Raw genomic sequence first — 20,207 nt, 5'->3', positions numbered from 1 at the left:
CATAATGAAATTCAACACGCCGTCATCGATGGCCATGTCTATGGTGGAGGTAGATCACAATGATTCATCACTTCAAAAGAAAATTCGCACTGGTGGCGTCAGGCTGTCTCGGGGCGGTCGCCGTCTCGGCTCAAGAGGCAGTTCGAGATCCCGCAAGAGATGCGTTTGCGCTCATACCTGAAAAGCCATCAGCATTCTTCGTTGATGCGACGGCGACACACGTCCCGTTAGCGCCGAGCCTGCATGCAACAGACTCAGTGTTCATCGATGTCGACAAGGATGGAGACTTGGACGTCGTAGTGTCTGTCGAGCTCGGGGTAAATCGTCTGTATCTGAATGATGGAAGCGGGCGACTGACCTATAAACCCGATGCCTTCGGTACACAGATGCACGACAGCGAACATGTGCGTGCTGCTGATCTAAATGGTGACGGCAACATGGATGTCGTGTTTGTCGCTGAATCGGATGAGTACCATCAGTTGTTTCTGGGCGATGGGAAAGGCGGTTTTACTGATGCGACCGACCGCCTACCAGCAACCAGCCAGGGAAATGGGCTGGCCATCGGCGACGTTAATGGAGACGGGCTACCGGACATCGTCATAGGAAGCACTGGCGAGCTCGGCTACGGGCCAGACGCGGGAATAAAGCCTGCGCGCAATTTGCTATTCATCAACGACGCCAAGCGGCCAGGCCATTTCATCAATGCGACCGAGACACATCTGCCCAAGGCGGATGATCAGACTGAAAGTGTCGCGTTGGCCGATATGGATGGAGACGGCGATCTCGATATGGTTCTCGCTAGCCCAGCGCATCCAAATCGCTTGCTGCTCAACGATGGCAAAGGCCGCTTCACAGATGCCTCTGATCGTCTCGAACTGCTGGTACCGATGGAAACTCGCGAGGTACATGTCTTAGACGTCAATCAAGACGGTCACAATGACATCGTATTTTTCAACATCACCAGCAACAACTTCGGTTGGGATAAAGATCCACAAACGAGGCTTCTGGTAAATGACGGCAATGGACGCTTTCGAGATGAAACCAAGGAACGTCTTCCATCTCATCTTTTCTCAAGCTGGGCGGGCACCGTCGTAGACTTCAACGGTGATGGCGCTCCAGATCTGCTCGTCGGAGCTATTCAGGTTCCTGGGTTCGTTCCCTTGCAGCTGCAGGCGTGGCAAAACGACGGCAAGGGTCATTTCAAAGATGTAACCCTTGAAGCTGTCCCGGGGATAACGGTTGGGCGCAGCTGGAGCATGGGGCAAGGCGATCTCGACGGTGACGGTAAGACCGATGTTTTGGTCGGAGGTTGGGGAACCCAGGTACGACTGCTTCTAACTGATAAAGATGGGTATCAGTCGTCGCTTCCTGCTGTGCCTCATTTAGAGCCGGCGCAGTAATCGGCGAACTGAAAACACCCCAACAGCCAGGTAGTTGCGGGCGGAGAGCTCTGCCCGCCTACCTTTCACCACTAGTTAAAAATTCAACGCTTAGGTGAGAGCAGCATATACCTAGGTACTGAGCGGATAGGTTGAATATTTAGATGCCCCTTTTCCAACTTGCGCGAGCCACACAAACAACAGAGCGCGCAACAATGTTGAGAACCAGACAAGTCGGCATTGAGTAAATCTCACAGTACCTTTAGCGCTACGCAGCGTCTTAAAGCTGTATTTCACGCTGATCGAATGGGTATGACGTGACCGGAGATGAAAGTGATCTCCGCGAACAAAACCATGCGCTCTGTGACCTCGCCTGCTGTGCGATAGATACTCACTTATATACATGTGGAGAATACAAAATGACGACTCAACGCCCCCTAGCGCTTGTGACCGGCTCATCGTCCGGAATTGGCCTGGAGCTTGCCAAGCAATTCGCATTAAACGATTACGATGTGATCATCTCAGGATCAAGTGAAAAAATTCATAAAGCAACTGAAGAAGTTAAAGCCTTGGGTGTTAACTGCTTTAGTCATCGTGCAGACGCATCGACGTATGAAGGCGTTGAAGGTTTGTGGCAGTTTTTCTTAACGCTGAATCGGCCTCTTGACGCTGCAGCGCTCAATGTAGGAATCGCGATTGGCGGAGCATTCGTAGAAAATAGCCTGGAAGATGAATTCAAACAGATTGCAATCAACATCACTGGGACGGTGCATCTTGCCAAGCGTGTTGTTCAGCACATGGTTGCCAATAAACACGGAAAAATATTGGTCACGTCGTCTGTATCAGCTACACAGCCTACTCCTTACGAGACGGTGTACGGCCCTTCGAAGGCATTCGGGTTTTCCTTCGCCGAATCCTTGCGCGAAGAACTTCGGGACACAGGTGTGACGGTCACTGCGTTGCTACCAGGAGCAACGGATAGTGACTTTCACAAAAATGCGGGCATGTCCAACAGCCCTATTGGCAGAGCGAAGAAAAACGATAAAACGGAAGTCGCCAGACAAGGTTTCGAGGCGCTAATGAACGACATCGACCATGTGGTTGGTGGCGACGAGCATACAAAGCAGCGAGCTGTTGAAAACAGAACGACTCCGGAAACCGTGAAAGCCGCACGGCACGCACAGAACGTAAGAGTTGATAGCTAAGCCCCAACCGGCGATGACGTATGTAACTCGAAGATCTTAGAAGAGAAGCGCCTAGTTCTGCGGCAAGTGATCTAACAGAAACACTTACCGCAGAACTAAATTCTAGGTCAAACCGATAAGGCTAAATCAATGACGGTCGTCAATACACCATAGCATCGATTGGATATTGGGCACCAAACCTGAAAGCCACTAAAGTTCTAAAAACACGTCTCTCAGAACTCAACGCTCAAACGATTACTGAGTCGGCTTACCAGCACCTGACAGTGAACTTGACTCAACGCCGCCGTGAGACGGTTTTCTTCCGGCTTGCTCATCGGGGTTAGGTTACAAAAGTTGTCGAATTTTGCGGATCTCACAGCATCCGAAGGCGCAAAGCCCCTGGGAATAGGGTGTAAGCACTGATGAGGGCTATTCATGGCCACGTGCAACTCTACTAAACGATCATATCGAGAGCCACTCGGTATTATGAAATCTTGCTCCAGAGATACTCACTTTGCGCGGATCAAATGACCATATCTACACCGACAGGATGATGAAGAGATAACCATGTATACGACAATTGCATTCCTATACGTTGCCGTACGGTTTGTTTATCCACTGCCGATCTCACTCGGCAAGCGTGTTCTCTTTGGCATCTTCATTCTATTTGCTGCCAAATATCACTTTATTACAGAACTTGTGTTTGGAAACATGTGGTCACCCGAGCTGCCTTATGCCGCAGTTGTTGCGCTTGGCTGGTTATTCTGCTCGTTTGCTTTACTTTTCATCTTTACAATCATCAGTGATTTTATCCTCCTCTTAGCATTTTTTTCGACCAGCCGGGCTACACATAGGAAACTGGGTACAGGGGTTCGTCTTAGTGCCGCTTGTGCAGCGTCTTTAGCAGCCGCTTTAGGGGTATACCAGGCGGTGCAGCTTCCTGAGGTTCACAGAGTCGAGCTGGAGATAGGTGGACTTCCACCCGATCTCAATGGATTTCGCTTTGTCCAGTTAACTGACCTTCATATAAGCCGTATTTTTCAGGCTCCATGGGTACGCGGTGTCGTAGAACGCACGAATGAGCTATCGCCAGATCTGATCGTAATCACTGGCGATTTGATTGATGGTTCTGTTGCTGCTCGCGAGCTGGACGTCGCTCCCCTGGGTGATCTTCATTCGCCAAATGGGGTAATTGGAATTCCAGGCAACCATGAGTACTACTTCGACTATACACAGTGGGCACCTAAGTTTGGGTCGCTTGGAATAAAGATGCTGACCAACGAGCACATGGTGCTTCGCCCCAACACATCTGACTTGCTAATAGCTGGCGTGACTGACGCAGCGGCCACTAATTACGGTTTTGACGGCCCAGATCTGAAGAGAGCGTTAGATGGCGCCCCTACCGATGCTCCGACCATTCTGTTAAGCCACCGACCCGAAGGTTCTGTTGCCAATGCTGCAGCCGGTGTAGACGTTCAACTCTCAGGCCATACACATGGCGGAATGATTCGATTTCTGAGGTTCCTGGCCGGGCCTGCCAATGAAGGTTTTGTATCTCGTGATTATGAGGTAAACGGGATGAAGCTTTACGTTAGTAATGGCACTGGGCTGTGGATAGGCTTCCCAATACGCTTAGGCGTTCCGTCCGAAATCACCGAGTTCACCCTGCGGCCTAAACGATAATAATCCTAATCGAATGACCTTATTGCCTGCTCTGTTTCAGGCCATCGTCTAAAGGTAAGAAACCACAAGCAATTAGCTCAACTAGCTTTTGTTCTTTGTGGTTCATCGTGATCTCCTGCTCCGCTCGCCTTGGCGAAAACGCTTCACGGACTCTGCAGTCATCAACCTATCTGGGCCCAAGTCCAGGACACAGTTGAGCAAGGAAGCCAGGGCGGCGTCAGACAATCTAAAGGTTGCTGGAATCAGACCTCCACCCGCTACGGAATGCTCTTCAATCTTCGAGTAATACGCCCTTAGAAAATCTGAGAGTCCAGGTTTTCGACTATCTGTTGCAGCAGCAGTCACCGGATTGTCCGCGAACACCTTTGCGCGTAGCGCATCGGCAGCGAGTGCCTCGACATAATCGCTCAAAGTTGGCCAGTATTTTAGATCGTACTGGTTATGCAGGGCATCCAGCTCATCCTCAACGTACAGGCTGAAGTGGTGGTTGTGCTCCGCCGCATCTTTAAGCACGTCGAGGACGTGATAGTGCGTCTCGCTGCTAAAGCCTGAGGTCTCTTGCAGTTCGGCGCGCCTAGAAAGGAGCCCAGCAAGCTGGCTTGCCAGCGAGGCGATCTGCCTATTTATCAAGACCAACTCTTCCCGATCCTGCCGGGCTTTGACAGCCTTTTCGGGACTCCAGCCTACAGGCAGAAATACGAGCATGTCCAAGAAGGACTCCAGCGCCTGGGGATGGCTATGCAGCTGCTCGTAGAGTTCTTGGTACGCTTTACCGAGATCGTGACGTGTTCCGAGCATGCGCGTGATGACACGGTTAGTGCTAGGCCAGATTCCGCGCTCACTGTTGTATGCAAAATCTGCCTTCAGGAAGGACTCGCACTCGGCCACTGCTTTCTCATAGTTTTTCACTGGATCATCTTCCATTTTCGAACGACGCGACGAGATTAGATTCAAGAGATGAGGACGTCGGCACCTATAAGAAAATACTTTCAGTAGCTATAGGTACCTATTCGCCAGGTTCCGACGAAGCATCGGGTTGGGAGGACAGGCAAAGCGAAGAACACAACATATAGTGGTATTTCAAAAAAATTGCCCTATTTCCACAGTTGTTTGAGGTCAAAAGAAAAGTCGCAGCCAGAGGCTGCGAAATACCGATGCCCTAAGGACGCCCTGTCGGGCTGATCGCCAGAGCCCCCTTTAAGCGCACGCCTCGAAATCGTTAAAAAGCTCACCGCGAAAAGCTCAAGCCCTGGTGGGAGAAACCGTGAGAGTTCTGCAGGCAACGGGGCTGCCTCCATTGCTGCTTTTTCTTTGCCCTCAAATATATAAACTCCGTCGCGTTTAAAATTTTTTAAGGGGGCGAAGTTAAAAAAAGTCGAAAAGATACCTAATAGCCGACGAACGGTAGCATTGTCCGATACTGCCCGAGTAAATGCTTAGTATTTGGCAGAAAGGCACAACCTGATCCCAAGCTCGCTATCTCCACCTTTTCACGGGGTTCTCCCAATTGCCATTGGCGAAAATTGACACAATGCGAACGAAAAATTTTGAACAATTCACGGCGATTTATTCCAACGCAACAGCGCCTAGCGACGCTGAACGTGCGCAGGTGGCGGAACTCGTTGAGCAGGCAAAACGAGTTGCTGTCCGGTATCGCCAACTGACTGGGAAGCCGTTGGGGATTACTGGTGAGATCGCCGAGTGCGAAGCTGCTGCAATCCTGGGGATGGATCTACATGCGGCACGTACGGCCGGCTATGACGCCACAGAGACAAGAGATGGGAAAACTGTCCGTGTGCAGATAAAAGGACGAGTGATTACCAATCCAAAAAGGATCATTGGCAGGGTGGGCGCCATCGACCTCGGGCAGCCGTTCGATGTTGTTCAATTGGTTCTTCTAGACTCCAACTTCAACGCGTTCGCCATCTACGAAGCCGAGCGACCTTCAGTAGAAGCATTGATCACAAGGCCTGGCTCGAAAGCGAGAAACGAGAGAGGGTCGGTCGGGATAGCCCAATTCAAAGCGATCGCGCAATTGCGTTGGGCGCGCCCGTGAGCATGGTCGTTCCTTAGCGACTGTCCCCTGCCAGCTTCATCACCCGGTAATCTTGTACCAACACTAGCTTTTCCATCAGCTCGAAATCGGGATGGTCACCCATGTACTCTCGCATCTCCTGGAAAGCGTTGGACGATAGGGCAATCGCGTATTCCTCGCCTCGCCTTGCGCTAACCGGGGGATGTTGAGCGCAATTGCATCGAAAAGCCCCTGAGCCGCTTCGCGCTCGAGGCTCTGGATACGCTCATTACTTAGAGGAGCTAGATCGGTGTATTTACGAAGCATCCCCATCGCTAGCTCATCCATCTCTCGAATTTGAAGCCTGGTCGACTCAACAAAAGGAATTGCTGCGTTGTGGGCGAGGTCGGTCAGGCCGGAAAGCCGGTCGAGTTGCGCGTGGATATCACGTTCTTCGCTCGCGCCACTCTTGTCCTCGACCAGGTACTTAAGCTGATCCAGCTCTTCAGCTATTACCGCGACTAGGGATGCCTCCCAACCAGGGGAATGCGGGATGAACATTGTCTACCTCCTTCTATAAAAACGGGAGATGGTACGCTCGTTGCCGGTCTTCACGATGATTAACGCATGGTTTGCTTGGAGCAGGTGCCACTTGTGAGGAGCCGCTCTCGCCTATGGCTGCACGTCGTCACTGGCTGTAAACGTCACGAGCGAAAATTGACGATGCTTTATTTTGACTGTGTTCACTACTAATATTCAGCTTAGGAGATGGCATTCCTCCTCAAACCGCCTCTGGCTGATGATGCCTACGAACCCTGGAAAGGGCCGTAGGTTATTGCGCGCTTTCCAGTACCAGCCCCTCGTTTGGAAAGCCTCTATGTACAGTTCTCTGCTTGCCGTCATCATCGGCGGATCTCTCGGTTGTGTGGGACGTTGGCTTCTATCGATGAAGCTCAACCACCTGTTTCCGAATCTGCCGCTGGGCACTCTCCTGGTTAACTTGATCGGCGGATTCATCATCGGGATGGCGATGGCGTTTTTTGCCCGCTTTCCGAACCTTGACCCAGCGTGGAAGTTGCTGATCACCACGGGTTTCTGTGGCGGGCTGACAACCTTTTCTGCGTTTTCTGCCGAAGTGATGCTCATGCTTCAGCAGGAGCGCTTAGGGTGGGCAGCGGTCACCATTACGACACACGTGCTGGGCTCGTTGCTGATGAGCTTCGCCGGCTATTACGTGGCTGCCAAATTCTCGTAGAACTCAGCGAAAAGGCCCGTCTGTGACGTAATGCTGTTCACTTAAGCGGAGCAGCCTTGCGATCCACTGGATATCGGGTTTTGGAAATCTTCACCGTCCTAGGTCTTCCCGGCCTTGGACGGTGATCCAGAAACATTCCTCCGATACCTCCCCGCAGCTCAGCCAACCTTCTGCCTGTCGCCGAGACCGGATTAGCAGCTGCCATGACGATCAGTTGTACCGCAATGTACTGGCAGGCAGGTTTGAAGCGTATGTCTGAAGGCGTTCGGCCAAAGGCTATTGCGGCGTGGCTGGCCTCTCGACGGATGATGTTGTAAGCCAGTAAAAGTCCCCAGACCTCTTGATAAACCAGCTCGACCTTCTTGCTGCGCAGCGTCACCGCGTTTTGCTGCATCGAGCTTTTGATGTCTCGAAAACCTAGCTCAATCTCCCAGCGCTCCAGATACAGCTCGGCGACGGCCTCCGTGCTATAGCGCTCTGCGGGCAACGAGGTGAGCAGCGACCTTAGCTGTCCATGGCTTTCATAGCTGACTTCACGTACTTCCCAGTGCGTGGGCAGATTCGGATTTCGCTTGCGTGCCTGAGGCGAAACCTTCATTCGTACGCGGCGATCATGCTCCCCATAGCGCTCGACTTCCTCCATCACCAGGTTCTTGCGAGCCGGCGTGAGCCAGTGCCGATTGTTTCCCCCATCGGCAATGCTCAGCAGCAAATCAGCCCCCCAAAAGCCTTTGTCGAACAACGTGATCGAATTGTCCGGAATCTGGCCCAGGAAGGTTTCGGCCAAGCGCATCTCGCTGCCCCGATAAGGGCTGAGCTGAGCATCGAGGATCACGTGTGAGCGCACATTCATCAAGGCTACGAGGCGCAGCATCGGAAAGGGTGTCTGGCGCTCGGTGCCCGTATTACCAGAGCCAAAATGCTCCCTCAGCTCAGGAGAATCGGGCGTTCGCAGCAATGCGCCATCTACCGCGAACACTTGCAAACCGTTCCAATCATCGCCTTCGTAGCGCTCACGGCCCCATTGCTTGCCGGTCTGTCGGAACAAGGATTCGACCGGGTCTGCACCTAGTCGCTTGCGCGCCTCGGTCACGCCGCTGCGCGCCAGCAACTGATCGGAAGCCAGGCCTTGGGCACAGATATTCAGGCGTCTGGCCACCTCGTGCACAGGCTCATCGCGGAACAAGGCCATGCCCAGCACCAGCCAAAGCACCTGATCACTCGGCAGACGCCTGCGCCGAATAGTGGCTTGAGCGGAGAGATTGAGCGCACTGGCGACCCATTCAACAGGGATGTTCTGAGTGAAGGTGCTGAGGTCGGAGAAGTTGAAGAGATCGCCGAGGTCGAGCAGTTGCTGCTGAATGGGCATAAAAAATCCGATACCAGGAGGCTGGTATCGGATTTTCTAGAAACCCCGGCTTGGACTCAAATGCTTAAGTGAACAGCATTACGTCTGTGACGGGCCTTTCTGCAGCGATATCACATCCGCTGGACGTCCCCATCTTGGCGAATCTCGACCTTCTGCTGCTCCTCCTCCTGCAACTGATCTTGCGCTTTGGGTGCAAAGCGCAAGATCAGGCAGGCCACAGCGGCGGATAGCAGCGAGCCCAGCATAATTCCGATTTTGGATTCCTCAACGAACTCAGGATGGCCAGGGAAAGCGAGGCCGCTGATGAAAAGGCTCATGGTGAAGCCAATTCCGCAGAGCATCGATATTGCATAGATCTGCAACCAAGTGCAGCCGCGCGGCTTGGTCGCCAAACCTGATTTCACCGCCAGCAGCACGCCGCCGAACACCCCTATTTGCTTGCCGATGAAAAGTCCTGCTGCAATACCTAACGGCAGTGGCGCGAGAACGTCTGCCATGGAAAGGCCTGCGAAAGATACGCCTGCGTTGGCGAAGCCGAAGGCGGGGACGATCAAGAAGCCTACCCATGGTGCAATGCTGTGCTCCAAGCGGTGCAAGGGCGAGTCAGAGGCGTCCGGCTCTCCAGGTGTGGGTATGTAGGGAATCAGAAATGCGCCAATGACGCCTGCAATCGTGGCATGCACTCCTGATAGAAGCGTCACGTACCAAAGCAGGGCCAGGCCTATCAGATACGGCCAGAGCACCATCACTCGCATGCGATTGAGCAAGAACAACACGCCTATGATCACTGCCGCTGCGACCAGCGCCATGAGATTTATTGAAGACGTGTAGAAGATCGCGATGATGGCCACTGCGCCCATGTCATCGATAATGGCCACGGAAACCAGCATCAGCTTGAGAGAAAGCGGTGCATGGCGTCCTAGCAGAGCCAGAGCGCCGATGGCGAAAGCAATGTCGGTAGCGGCGGGAATGGCCCAGCCATTAGCCAACAGAGGGTCACCCTGGGTTAGCGTCAGATAGATCAATGCCGGCACTGCCATACCCATCAAAGCCGGCAGGGCCGGCAACCGGCGCTGCTCCCAGGAAGATAGACGCCCATCTACCAGCTCGCGCTTGATTTCCAGGCCAACCAGCAGAAAGAAGATGGCCATGAGGCCGTCATTGATCCACAGATGCAGAGTCATTGGGCCAAGCTTGTCGCTGAGCGTGGGGCCTGTTTCAGCATGGAGAAGATGCAGGTAGGTGCTGGCCAAGGGGGTGTTGGCAACGATCACGGCGGCTGCGGCCGCGATCATCAGCAGTACGCCACCGGCTGCCTCGCTGGCGAGAAAGCGCTTGAGCGCCGACTGCCTTGGGGGTGATGACGATTGGGTCATGCAGGGTTCTCCTTTAGCGAATGAAAACTGACGCTGTGTCGCGCAGAACATGCAGCCGTTGAATGGCGGACACAGTGAAGCGCTGACAAGATAAATCTCTGGTCAGCGGCATGAATGCGGGGTGTTGAGTCGGCAAGAAGTGCGCAGGGGAGCTTCTGAAAAGCGGGGCGTTGCCATGAAAAATTGGACTGCTGCATGTCATTGGAGCCTCACGGAAAACGACTGATCGTTCTCCGTCTACGGGGCTGCCCCCGGGCGCACGCAGCACACGCCTTAACAACATATTTTATTGTGGCCTTCAGGTGTGCTCAACCCAATACCGTTACAGGCCATTTCATCTGGTGTGAAGAGAAAATGCTATGTCGAATGAGCGGTTCTAGTGGGTTTCTGCCCGCGGCCGGCTGAGGTCAGCTAAGCGTACGCTTTCGAACCATCGTTGCATCCGTTCAAATTACGGCTTCAAGATAGACAGCGCGGCAGTCGCCCTGGACGCAGTCGTAAGTCTGACCGGAGTTGACCGATTTGAGCGATCTTTGACTGGTTGATCACACGGACGAGGCACCCTTCGTTGAGATGTGGCGTCGAGATCTTTAGCTCAAAACGGTATCATTGAGCCATTACATCTCGCGCATAAGGAAATCACAAGCCATGTTGAAGCGACTTTTTGCTCTGGCCCTAACCACAGCAATACTTTCAGGATGCGGCAGCTCTGACTCTGAGGCCCCCTACATCTCAGCTGACTCGACGTTCACCTGCGATCAACTCAATCGAAGTGATGCGCTGGGCGACACCGCTACTGCTAACTCCATTCTCACATCAGCCTTCAAGCAACTGGACTACGAGTATGTAGAAGACACTGCCATTCAGCGCTTCTACCGTGGGCTTGTTAGAAAGGATTTGGACTACGCGCTTCAGCATCACAAGGAGACACTGAGTGCCTGTAATGGCCATGCCAATAAGGGCGTGAACGAGGCGGCCACCGATGGTCTCAACTCGATGTACGCCCGAGCCATGAGAGAGCCCCGCTGGGCCACGTGCACCGGGTATCTGGATGGCGACGTCAACATTGATGGCGTCATTCAGGAAATGAAGAAGCCGACAGTGCTGGTCATTGGTGGCGACTCAGTCGCAAATTACGTGTCGGTCGTCTATAACGCGAAAGGCTACGGTGTGGACTACCTAGAAAAGGAGGTGAAGTCCAACTGCGAGGCCGCACCAGACAAGCGTCTTTGGAAGGCTTTCAGTGAGGTTTCAGTGCCTGTCGCCAACAAGTTATATAAAGAGGCAAGCGAAGCCGCAGAAGCCGAGCGTAAAAAGAAGGTTGAAGAGGAACGAGCTAGCCGTCTTGCCCGATACTCTAGCAGTCTGTATGCATCGAAAACTGCCAGTTGCGACAACTTCCGTGAGCAAGCTCTGCGGGCCTCTTTCTCTTCCGACCAAGACAGCGCTACGTTCCTAGCTGGCTTGAAAGCAACTGTAGCGGATATGCCTAGGCCCGAGAAACAGTACCAGCGCGAGGCTTTCGAAAAGGCGCTTGAAGCCAATTTTGAAGACACTGTTCGGGCAGTCGTGAATAACTGCGGATCTGACGTTACACCAGAAGCGGCTGTCCTCCAGACCCGAATCGTCACAGAAGCTAAGACGCCCTACTATCTTGAACTGGAGTCACTTCTTGAAGATAAACGGCGCGCGGACACGTGCAACGGATATGTGAACGTCTGTCCGCAAGGTGCTGAACATATGGCTGCCAAGCGTACATTTGAAGAGGGTGTGGCTTGTGAGAGTGGGCAAGTTGGGGATGGCATAACGTGCTTTGCCGTTCCAACCGATGCTTTTGCGTATCACCTTGCCGTGATCCAAGCAGGGCTGTTGACTACCAAACGCGATGAGGTGGAGCAAAAGCTGAGCCCAACCGCGTCTTCAAGGGAAGTTGACTACTATATGGAGCCGTGCAAGCAGCGTGTCATCCAGCGGGGCCTCAGAGGCGACGAGTATTACGCCGAAGTACAGCGAATTTGCCCTGGCGAGGCTTTGCAGGCGTACCTGGAGCCCGTCAAGGCTGAGCTGGCCAGATTGGACGCTGATCTGGCCGCCAAACAAGCAGAGGCAGCGAGGGCAAAACTCAAAGCTTCGCCAGTACCCCAAGCATAATTTCGAAGCGCCGCCTGATGAAAAGCCGGCCCTGCGGGCTTTTCATCGATCTTCGACCCTTGATTGAGCAGGCTTGTAAACTGCTTTTTTGCACGGTAAATCAGTGTGATTTACAAGCTTCCTCTCAAGGCTTCCCAAAGCTGTGACGCTCTACTGTGCAGCTTGAAAAAACCACATCATCTCCATCTCACGCCAGCGCGACAGCAGCCCACAGGACTTAAACAGGCGGTCTAGCACCATTTGAGCAGCATCCAAGCCAATCCCGGCGGATTGAACCTTGGAATGCACATCCAACTTATGGAGCTCGCCATCTCCTCTCCAAGCAACAACGTTGCAGTTGCTACCAATAGCTCCCCCAGATAGAAATTAATAGGATCGTTGTGGAAATGCCTTCATCTCCAATTCACTGAGTAATGACAGCTCCTCTTGGTGTGATAGTGCGAGGCCTCGCAGCTAGCCTTCCAAAACAGCCCTAGCAAACTCAATCAGATTAGAAAATTCCCCTCGGCCCGCACGGCTCAGATGAAACCCAGCTAGCCCAGCAGCTCTCGCCTCGTCGCGGTCACAGCGTATCGAGTCTCCAATCATCACGACCCGGCCACCCCAGAGTTGCTCTTTAGGTGCCACTCGCATCTCGCAGCATGCCGTGTAGTAGATCAAGGGATCCGGCTTCATTGCGCCAACTTCGTAGCTAAATGCGTAGGCATCTAAACTAGGCAGTAACGCGCGCACAGCCTGGCCGTAGCCAGAGGCCAAATTTGAGCACAAACCGACTTTGACGCCTGCCGATTGCAGGAGCGCAATTGCCGGAGCCGCATCCGAGTAGACCTGCAAACTCGATAGCTCTGCTTCGAGCTCCTCAGCTAGGTGCTGCAGCTGCTCGTGGCTGACTCGAATGTCGACATAGCGCGCTAACTCCTGCCAGCCGAGCTCATGCGTCATGATCATCTGCACATCACCGGGTCTTGGCCAACGTCCCTGCTGCCGGCCCAGACGAAGAAGCTGCAGGTGCGGGTTGCGCCTGTCCTCGATGCTGATGACAGTTCCGAAGACATCGAAAATTACTGCTGCGATCTTCATTGAGGCTCCTGGGTCGCCTAACCAGCGGCGGACTGATTATTGGCACAGCTAGCGCCCTAAACGCCGACGTCAACCTGAAACCTCAGGTCGCGAAGCTCGTCAGTGAGCGCGCTGACTGGAAGCGCGAGTAGCAAGCGGATAGCAGCATGATGTGTCGCTTTCGCGGAAACGTTGAATTGTCCATCCAGAACGAGAACGGCCTGCCACTCAGGGAGGTATCCCAGTGAAAGCAGCGCAAGGAAAAACGGGTCAGGACGGCGTCTGGTGCATTCGATGAGAACCTGAGTTTTCTCCATTGCCATGAACTCGTCTCGCGCTTGTTCAAGCGTGCTTTTGAGCTCCTCAGGATCCATCAGGTGGGCAAGCTGGAATATCGTTGAATTGCGCTCAGCTTCTGCGCTGTCACCTGTATGATTTGCATCGTCCACTGTTGCGATCGTCCTTCTGCTGCGCTGATTCGGAAGTCCGACTTTGATCAGCTTCACCTCATCTTCATTGGCAAGCTCGATGTCATTCGAGAAGTCCGGTTGACGTTCAGGATCACTACGAAACATGAGATCGACGGGGCTGATGCCATCTGAAAAATCGAGGCCATCCCTAGCCTCATCAAAACTTCGCCAGCTGGCTATCAGATACAGGCTGCCCGACTGGGTGAGAAAAAGTCGATGGCCGGAGATCTCAAATCCAAAATTGATTTTTGAGGTCATCATCCGAGCGCCCTCGCGGAAGCGCTTCTCCTTGTCGCCATAAACCTCACCGCATAGGTGTCCATTCCACAGGCAAACTTGGCTCATGATTGCCGTTACTTGATGCTGCGAAGGTAGCGACAACATCGCTCTAAACGCATTCAACACGTCCAACATTGGTCATCTACCCCGGCGGCTCGCACAGCAGGATGGTACTAATCGACGTTGCCTGCAGCTCAGCTGACAACGCTTATCGATATGCAGGGAGAGATGCTCACGCCAAGTGAAGGTGTGAGGGCTCGCATTCGGAAACGATGACGTAGTGATCCTTGCCACACGCACTCTGTACTAAGCAGAAATCTCCACGTGAAGTGAGCCTATGCACTGGTGGTGTCACTACAGTCTCGCCGTTGCTGATCGAGCCCGCGCAATCCAAAAAGAGCGTACCGGCATAACGACTGCCCACTCTCGCAGCGTTTGTCAGGTAAGCATCGATTAGCACGCCCCAATTGATACGAGAGGCCTTCTCGACATCAGCAGGTATGTTTTTTTCATCCACCACATCAATTCCTGGAAAAAACTTAAAGATCAATCACGAAGCTGGGGTTAAATCCTGTCTCTTCCCCTGGGTAGCCTCGCGGATTGGAGATCACCCTGCACCCGTGCAACTCAGCGTCGACTGAATCGTGCGTGTGCCCAAAAATCCAAGCGTCAGCCTTGGCCACGAGCGCCGGCCAATTATTTGCGTAAGCTGCACTTAAGTGGCCCACTGGCTCCTCACCCGCACCCAAGACGCAACTGAGCGGCGCGTGATGAGTGATCACCACGGTTTTGCCGCCAAAAGGCTTTTCGAGCTCGGTTTTTAGCCAGTCATAGGCAATGCGATTTCGCTTGATCACGTCTACGGGGCGCAGCTTTCGGTAGCGGTCACCAGCACGGATCCGCTTGTAATCGTTCATCTGCTGCAAGGCTACAATGGCAGCAACCTGGGAATTAGCCGAGATAGAAAAGTCAGTCCACGCCGTAGTGCCCAAGAAGCGTACGCCTTGCCATATGAATGCTTGGTTTTCCAAGAGGTGTACATGCGGCGCGGCGGCCTCATTCATTTTTTGCCAAGTACGATCAATGTGTCCGCCATAGAACTCATGATTGCCCGCAATCTGCACAACATCGCACTTGAAGGATTGGTTAGCCCATTCCGTTGCACGGACGCCCTTTCCAACGTCGCCGGCCAACACAGCGATGTCGGCATCACAATCGGGCGGCTCGAACCCAATGCCGAACTCCAAATGAAGGTCGGAATAAATCGAAATTTTCATGCTTTTTCTTCAGGCCATTTTCGAATCGCGAATTAGCCATATATTGATGCGTGGAAATTCGCAGGGCGCGCGTTGATCAACACAACAGCACGCAACCCGCATACATGACTATATACATATATACGGGATCACTCAATTACGGCTTGCTCAACGCCGTCCTGAAATCCAGTGGCTGGTTTCTCGGCCATGGTAAAGTGCCATAGACGTGCGGCCCCTCCAGCGTATCGCTGGATCGCCACACGAGCAGATCTGCAGAAGGGAAATGGGTAGGCGAATGACTCGCGAAGAGGAACGTCTGGTGTGGGTATGTGCGTTGGAGTTGTTTGCACTGCCCGTTCTACAAAGCTTTGTGCTTAAGAGCATCGAGTACATTCAGATTGGCAAGCCTGACTGCGATATCCCTCGTTTGGCGAGCGCTGAGGGTATGTCGGAAGTCGCGGGCCACATCTTGGCCGACATCGAACAAGGTAAACGTCCACTTTTGCACGATTTTCGCTCATTCAATCGTGAGCATTTGCGGGCATTGAAAGACATTAGGTTTGCGATCGCGTGCGAGATCCTCAGGCGCGTGCCGAAGGATGAGCTCACTCCCCGGCTTTCTGAAATTAAGTTCCGGGACGACTTGGGGGTTTAGTTGGCACCCCACTACATAGTCGTCCGAAGTACTAATTTTGCTAAAGCCCCTCTTAATCGGCATGAGGGTCTATCAGTGCCCTCCCCTCGTTTCGAACACTGCCGACAGCACGGCTTACTGGGTACCACGCGAACTCTGCAACCGGCAGCGCACGCTCCTGGAGCAACTGATCAGCTGCTTTGGAGCCAATATCTGACAGCCACTGCCTGGCGTCCTCGGCGCCGAACACAACGGGGCGCCGATCATGGACATCGAGCATGCCACCCTCTGAATCCGCTGTGATGATTCTGAAGCCCTCGTGCCCACCAGGCTCAACGCCTAGCTCTAAGAACTGGCCAATGGCAGGCAGAAAGAGAGGCTCGTCATCTGCGCGGCGGATGTAGTACGGCTGCTTGGCCTTCTCCCCCTCGACCACGCACCACTCGTACCAACCGTTAGCACAAACCAAGGCCCGGTTTGGCCAGATCTGCCGGAAGTACTTGCTCCTAGCTGCATTTTCCCGCGTCGCGTTGATGTCCCGCCGCGCGGGCTTGGTATCCCATGCTGGCGTCCATCCCCATTTCTCCGCAGTCCAGATGTAGCCGTCAGCAGTCGGCCTAATCAGATCGACTTGCGAGTGCGGAGCCACGTTGTAGCGCGCGATATCTTCTCCGGCCACGCGGCTGAGCGGGCGCGCGTCCAACCCAAGTGACGCCAGATATTTTTGAGCCGCCTGGTACTGGGCGAGTCGTCCGCACATCTCAATTTCCTCTCGTCGGCATCAGATTGACCCGCTTTCGGGCCAGCAGCAAAACTGTATATCCATACAGTAAAGCCTGATAGCCATGAACACTTCCATTCGTCCGCCTGCCCAGTACGCCGAGCTCCACTGCCTCAGCAATTTCAGCTTTCAACGTGGTGCGTCCAGCGCGAAGGAGCTATTCGAAAAAGCCGGCCAACTCGGCTACGAAGCATTGGCAATCACCGATGAGTGTTCCTTGGCGGGCATTGTCCGCGCCTGGCAAGCCGCTAAAGAATCTGGCGTCAGGCTGATCACTGGGACTGAGATAAGGCTAGCCGAAGGCCCCAAGCTCGTTCTGCTCGCTCAAAACCTGGCTGGCTACCAGAGGATCTGCGCACTCATCACAGCCGGGCGCCGACGCAGTCCTAAGGGACAGTACGAACTCAGCCAGGCAGATTTGGATGGCGACAACCATGGGGTTGTAGCTATCTGGATTCCAGGCGCGAATCGTGAGGTTGAACAGGGTCAATGGTTGGCAGAGCGCTTTTCAGGGCGTAGCTGGATCGGCGTAGAGCTGCATAAGGATGCGGACGATGATCAGAAGCTCACGAATTTGATCAGCTTGGGCGAAGCCCTCCAGCTGCCCGTGGTGGCGACGGGAGATGTGCACATGCATGTGCGTGGGCGCCGGGCTCTCCAAGACACCATGACAGCCATCCGGCACCACTGCATTGTCGCTGAGGCAGGTCGACATCTGTTCCAGAATGGTGAGCGCCATTTACGCCCCATCTCCGGCCTGGCCGACCTCTACCCTGCAGACCTTTTAGCCGAATCAGTTCGTATCGCCTCGCTCTGCACCTTTGACTTGAGCCAGTTGAAATACGAGTACCCACACGAAGTCGTCCCTGTGGGAAAAACGCCAGCCGCCTGGTTGCGAGAGCTGACTTATGAGGGTGCCGCGTGGCGGTGGCCGGATGGTATGTCGCCAAAGGCGCAGACCCAGATCGAAGCTGAGCTTGGCTTGATCGAGGAGCTCCAGTACGAGAGCTACTTCCTCACCGTCCATGACATCGTTCGCTTCGCACGTAGCCAGAACATCCTCTGCCAGGGCCGGGGATCAGCAGCCAACTCTGCGGTTTGTTTTGCGTTGGGGATCACTGAGCTCGACCCAACAAGGATGGCCATGCTGTTCGAGCGTTTCATCTCGAAAGAGCGTAACGAGCCACCAGATATCGACGTCGACTTCGAGCACGAGCGGCGCGAGGAAGTGATTCAGTACATCTTCAATCGATATGGCCGGGAGCGCGCCGCGCTGACTGCCGTGGCCAGCACCTATCATTTCGCAGGTGCAATTCGTGACGTAGCAAAAGCGCTTGGATGGCAGCCAGATCAGGTCACGGCATTAGCGAATTGTTGCGGTCGCTGGAGCGATCAAATGCCTCCAGATCAGCGCCTCCAAGAAGCGGGTTTCGATCCGCAAAACAAACAGGTCAGGATGGTGCTGATCCTTACTGAGCAGCTTGTTGGATTCCCACGGCACCTGTCCCAGCATCCAGGTGGTTTTGTGATTTCCGAGCACCCACTTTCCACGCTCGTGCCCGTCGAGAACGCGGCCATGAAAGACCGCACGATCATCCAGTGGGACAAGGACGACATCGACGCCCTGGGCCTCATGAAAGTCGACGTGCTGGCACTAGGAATGCTGAGTGCCATCCGTCGCTGCCTCGATCTTCTGCGACGCTACGATCGCCGAGACCTGACCCTGGCGACGATCCCTCCCGAGGATGCAGCGACGTACCGAATGATCAGCAAGGCGGACACCTTGGGCGTGTTCCAGATCGAGTCGCGAGCGCAGATGTCGATGCTGCCGCGTTTGAAGCCAAAGACGTTCTACGACCTGGTGATCGAAGTAGCCATCGTGCGTCCAGGGCCGATTGTGGGCGACATGGTTCACCCCTACCTGCGGCGCCGCAATGGTGAGGAGGAAGTGACGTACCCGAGTGAGGAACTGCGTGATGTTTTCGAGCGCACGCTTGGTGTGCCGCTGTTCCAGGAGCAGGTGATGCGCCTGGCGATTGTCGCGGCTGGATACTCACCTGGTGAAGCTGATCAACTACGGCGCTCTATGGCCGCTTGGAAGCGACATGGAGGGCTGGAGCCACATCAAATCCGACTACGCCAAGGCATGCTGGAGCGAGGCTACAGCGAGGGATTCGCGGCTCGCATATTCGAGCAGATCAAAGGCTTTGGCAGCTATGGCTTTCCGGAGTCGCACGCAGCGAGTTTTGCCCTGCTCACCTACGCGAGCTGTTGGCTGAAATGCCATGAGCAATCCGCCTATGCCTGCGCCCTGATCAACAGCTGGCCGATGGGGTTCTACAGCCCAGATCAGGTACTCCAGGATGCTCGTCGGCATGGCGTTGAAATCCGTCCTGTCGACGTGACGGTGAGCGATTGGGACTGCACCCTGGAAGCGTTGGATCGCCGACTGCCGGCGCTGCGAATGGGCCTGCGAATGATCAGAGGATTAGCTGAAACCGTAGGCAGAAGGATCCAGGTCGAACGGGAAGCGAAGGCTTTTGGAGACGTCGGAGACCTCTGCCTGCGCGCGGGGCTCGATCACAAGGCGCGCGAGCTCCTAGCTGAGGCTGATGCGCTGAAAAACCTCGCCGGCCACCGCCATGCAGCGCGTTGGGAAATCGCAGCCGTGCAACAGCCCCTACCTCTGTTTTCCCAGGAGCCCGATGAGAAACCGGTAACGATTCCGGAGCCCAGCGTCGTTGAGAACATGCACGCGGATTATGCACGGACAGGCACGACCCTGGGGCCGCATCCGATGTCATTGCTCAGGGCTCAGCTTAAGAAGATGCGTGCGAAGAGCTCGCAGGATTTGCGGGAGATGGGGGACTGCAACCACGTTACCGTTATCGGAATCGTGACCGGCAGGCAGCGACCTTCGACGGCGAGCGGCGTGACGTTTGTAACTCTGGAAGACGAGTTCGGCATGACCAACGTGATCGTATGGAAAGACCTGGCCGAGCAGTATCGATCAGCCTTGGTGCACTCGAAGCTGCTGCAAGTGAAGGGCAAGCTGGAAGATCAGGAAGGTGTGGTGCACCTCATCGCGGGGCATTTGGCAGACCGAAGTGATTTGCTGGAAGGGCTGGATGTGAGGAGTAGAAATTTTCACTGACGCCAACTGTGTAAGACCCTTTCATACAACCGGCCAGAAGCGGCCTGTCACCGGTTGGTGGACAGTAGGCATTGTTCCATTCACACGGCTCCGAGGTTCGCGTAGGGTGCGAAATCTCAGAGCGTTCCTATCAAATGCTTATCCAAGTTTCCTTGCTGTTAAC

Annotated in this window: 16 protein-coding genes and 1 riboswitch; of the genes, 8 read left to right on the top strand and 8 right to left on the bottom strand. The window is 54.2% G+C overall.

Annotated elements, in window-relative coordinates:
- Nucleotides 1-59: 59 nt before the first annotated feature.
- From BVH01_RS08905 to BVH01_RS08895, 3 genes are all read left to right on the top strand, one after another.
- On the top strand, nucleotides 60-1,400 hold the full coding sequence (locus BVH01_RS08905) for a VCBS repeat-containing protein (protein WP_075929993.1): 1,341 nt from the start codon (nucleotides 60-62) through the stop codon (nucleotides 1,398-1,400).
- A gap of 398 nt (nucleotides 1,401-1,798) precedes the next feature.
- Nucleotides 1,799-2,584: an SDR family oxidoreductase gene (locus BVH01_RS08900; protein ID WP_075929992.1), complete on the top strand. Its 786-nt coding sequence runs from the start codon at nucleotides 1,799-1,801 to the stop codon at nucleotides 2,582-2,584.
- A 546-nt stretch (nucleotides 2,585-3,130) separates the two neighbouring features.
- Entirely contained in the window at nucleotides 3,131-4,246 is a 1,116-nt protein-coding gene (locus BVH01_RS08895) for a metallophosphoesterase (protein WP_075929991.1), read from the top strand.
- 102 nt (nucleotides 4,247-4,348) lie between these two features.
- Here BVH01_RS08895 and BVH01_RS08890 read toward each other — a convergent pair whose 3' ends face one another.
- The gene (locus BVH01_RS08890) at nucleotides 4,349-5,170 is read right to left on the bottom strand and encodes a hypothetical protein (RefSeq protein WP_075929990.1); all 822 of its coding nucleotides are present in this window, start codon (nucleotides 5,168-5,170) and stop codon (nucleotides 4,349-4,351) included.
- 607 nt (nucleotides 5,171-5,777) lie between these two features.
- Between BVH01_RS08890 and BVH01_RS08885 the strand changes: the two genes are divergently transcribed.
- Entirely contained in the window at nucleotides 5,778-6,302 is a 525-nt protein-coding gene (locus tag BVH01_RS08885; protein WP_256562742.1) for a hypothetical protein, read from the top strand.
- 75 nt (nucleotides 6,303-6,377) lie between these two features.
- On the opposite strand, the gene BVH01_RS08880 is transcribed toward BVH01_RS08885, so the two are convergent.
- Nucleotides 6,378-6,821, bottom strand: a complete 444-nt coding sequence (locus BVH01_RS08880) for a hypothetical protein (protein WP_075929989.1) — start codon at nucleotides 6,819-6,821, stop codon at nucleotides 6,378-6,380.
- A 194-nt stretch (nucleotides 6,822-7,015) separates the two neighbouring features.
- Nucleotides 7,016-7,076: riboswitch (Fluoride riboswitch) on the top strand.
- Nucleotides 7,077-7,137: 61 nt separating this feature from the next.
- On the opposite strand from BVH01_RS08880, the gene crcB reads away from it, so the two are divergent.
- Complete coding sequence (gene crcB / locus BVH01_RS08875) at nucleotides 7,138-7,515, top strand: fluoride efflux transporter CrcB (RefSeq protein WP_075930984.1); 378 nt, start codon at nucleotides 7,138-7,140, stop codon at nucleotides 7,513-7,515.
- 37 nt (nucleotides 7,516-7,552) lie between these two features.
- On the opposite strand, the gene BVH01_RS08870 is transcribed toward crcB, so the two are convergent.
- Together BVH01_RS08870 and nhaA are read right to left on the bottom strand one after the other, a co-directional pair.
- Entirely contained in the window at nucleotides 7,553-8,884 is a 1,332-nt protein-coding gene (locus BVH01_RS08870; protein WP_075929988.1) for an IS4 family transposase, read from the bottom strand.
- A 110-nt stretch (nucleotides 8,885-8,994) separates the two neighbouring features.
- Nucleotides 8,995-10,260 (bottom strand): Na+/H+ antiporter NhaA, encoded by a 1,266-nt coding sequence (gene nhaA / locus BVH01_RS08865; protein ID WP_075929987.1) that lies wholly within the window; start codon nucleotides 10,258-10,260, stop codon nucleotides 8,995-8,997.
- A gap of 648 nt (nucleotides 10,261-10,908) precedes the next feature.
- Here nhaA and BVH01_RS08860 point away from each other — a divergent pair.
- Nucleotides 10,909-12,411: a hypothetical protein gene (locus BVH01_RS08860; protein ID WP_075929986.1), complete on the top strand. Its 1,503-nt coding sequence runs from the start codon at nucleotides 10,909-10,911 to the stop codon at nucleotides 12,409-12,411.
- A gap of 453 nt (nucleotides 12,412-12,864) precedes the next feature.
- Here BVH01_RS08860 and BVH01_RS08855 read toward each other — a convergent pair whose 3' ends face one another.
- From BVH01_RS08855 to BVH01_RS08840, 3 genes are all read right to left on the bottom strand, one after another.
- Nucleotides 12,865-13,491, bottom strand: a complete 627-nt coding sequence (locus BVH01_RS08855; RefSeq protein ID WP_075929985.1) for an HAD family hydrolase — start codon at nucleotides 13,489-13,491, stop codon at nucleotides 12,865-12,867.
- A gap of 56 nt (nucleotides 13,492-13,547) precedes the next feature.
- Nucleotides 13,548-14,354, bottom strand: a complete 807-nt coding sequence (locus BVH01_RS08850) for a hypothetical protein (RefSeq protein ID WP_075929984.1) — start codon at nucleotides 14,352-14,354, stop codon at nucleotides 13,548-13,550.
- 404 nt (nucleotides 14,355-14,758) lie between these two features.
- Nucleotides 14,759-15,496: a metallophosphoesterase gene (locus tag BVH01_RS08840; RefSeq protein WP_075929983.1), complete on the bottom strand. Its 738-nt coding sequence runs from the start codon at nucleotides 15,494-15,496 to the stop codon at nucleotides 14,759-14,761.
- 274 nt (nucleotides 15,497-15,770) lie between these two features.
- Here BVH01_RS08840 and BVH01_RS08835 point away from each other — a divergent pair, with 274 nt between their 5' ends.
- Complete coding sequence (locus BVH01_RS08835; protein WP_075929982.1) at nucleotides 15,771-16,130, top strand: hypothetical protein; 360 nt, start codon at nucleotides 15,771-15,773, stop codon at nucleotides 16,128-16,130.
- A gap of 52 nt (nucleotides 16,131-16,182) precedes the next feature.
- Here BVH01_RS08835 and BVH01_RS08830 read toward each other — a convergent pair whose 3' ends face one another.
- A complete protein-coding gene (locus BVH01_RS08830; protein ID WP_075929981.1) occupies nucleotides 16,183-16,869 on the bottom strand; it encodes an SOS response-associated peptidase family protein in 687 nt (228 codons plus the stop codon).
- 85 nt (nucleotides 16,870-16,954) lie between these two features.
- On the opposite strand from BVH01_RS08830, the gene BVH01_RS08825 reads away from it, so the two are divergent.
- On the top strand, nucleotides 16,955-20,044 hold the full coding sequence (locus BVH01_RS08825; RefSeq protein ID WP_075929980.1) for an error-prone DNA polymerase: 3,090 nt from the start codon (nucleotides 16,955-16,957) through the stop codon (nucleotides 20,042-20,044).
- Nucleotides 20,045-20,207 lie beyond the last annotated feature (163 nt).

It is taken from the genome of Pseudomonas sp. PA1(2017), from assembly GCF_001945375.1.
Classification (GTDB): Bacteria; Pseudomonadota; Gammaproteobacteria; order Pseudomonadales; family Pseudomonadaceae; genus Aquipseudomonas.
This window is presented reverse-complemented; position numbering and strand designations above follow the sequence as displayed.

Excerpts from the sequence above, each read along its gene's own strand:
- BVH01_RS08905 (WP_075929993.1), top strand. The coding sequence starts at position 60 with ATGATTCATCACTTCAAAAGAAAATTCGCACTGGTGGCGTCAGGCTGT.
- BVH01_RS08835 (WP_075929982.1), top strand. The coding sequence starts at position 15,771 with ATGACTCGCGAAGAGGAACGTCTGGTGTGGGTATGTGCGTTGGAGTTG.
- BVH01_RS08825 (WP_075929980.1), top strand. The coding sequence starts at position 16,955 with ATGAACACTTCCATTCGTCCGCCTGCCCAGTACGCCGAGCTCCACTGC.
- BVH01_RS08850 (WP_075929984.1), bottom strand. The coding sequence starts at position 14,354 with ATGTTGGACGTGTTGAATGCGTTTAGAGCGATGTTGTCGCTACCTTCG.
- BVH01_RS08830 (WP_075929981.1), bottom strand. The coding sequence starts at position 16,869 with ATGTGCGGACGACTCGCCCAGTACCAGGCGGCTCAAAAATATCTGGCG.
- BVH01_RS08885 (WP_256562742.1), top strand. The coding sequence starts at position 5,778 with ATGCGAACGAAAAATTTTGAACAATTCACGGCGATTTATTCCAACGCA.
- BVH01_RS08895 (WP_075929991.1), top strand. The coding sequence starts at position 3,131 with ATGTATACGACAATTGCATTCCTATACGTTGCCGTACGGTTTGTTTAT.
- BVH01_RS08840 (WP_075929983.1), bottom strand. The coding sequence starts at position 15,496 with ATGAAAATTTCGATTTATTCCGACCTTCATTTGGAGTTCGGCATTGGG.
- BVH01_RS08880 (WP_075929989.1), bottom strand. The coding sequence starts at position 6,821 with ATGTTCATCCCGCATTCCCCTGGTTGGGAGGCATCCCTAGTCGCGGTA.
- BVH01_RS08890 (WP_075929990.1), bottom strand. The coding sequence starts at position 5,170 with ATGGAAGATGATCCAGTGAAAAACTATGAGAAAGCAGTGGCCGAGTGC.
- BVH01_RS08870 (WP_075929988.1), bottom strand. The coding sequence starts at position 8,884 with ATGCCCATTCAGCAGCAACTGCTCGACCTCGGCGATCTCTTCAACTTC.
- nhaA (WP_075929987.1), bottom strand. The coding sequence starts at position 10,260 with ATGACCCAATCGTCATCACCCCCAAGGCAGTCGGCGCTCAAGCGCTTT.
- BVH01_RS08900 (WP_075929992.1), top strand. The coding sequence starts at position 1,799 with ATGACGACTCAACGCCCCCTAGCGCTTGTGACCGGCTCATCGTCCGGA.
- BVH01_RS08855 (WP_075929985.1), bottom strand. The coding sequence starts at position 13,491 with ATGAAGATCGCAGCAGTAATTTTCGATGTCTTCGGAACTGTCATCAGC.
- crcB (WP_075930984.1), top strand. The coding sequence starts at position 7,138 with ATGTACAGTTCTCTGCTTGCCGTCATCATCGGCGGATCTCTCGGTTGT.
- BVH01_RS08860 (WP_075929986.1), top strand. The coding sequence starts at position 10,909 with ATGTTGAAGCGACTTTTTGCTCTGGCCCTAACCACAGCAATACTTTCA.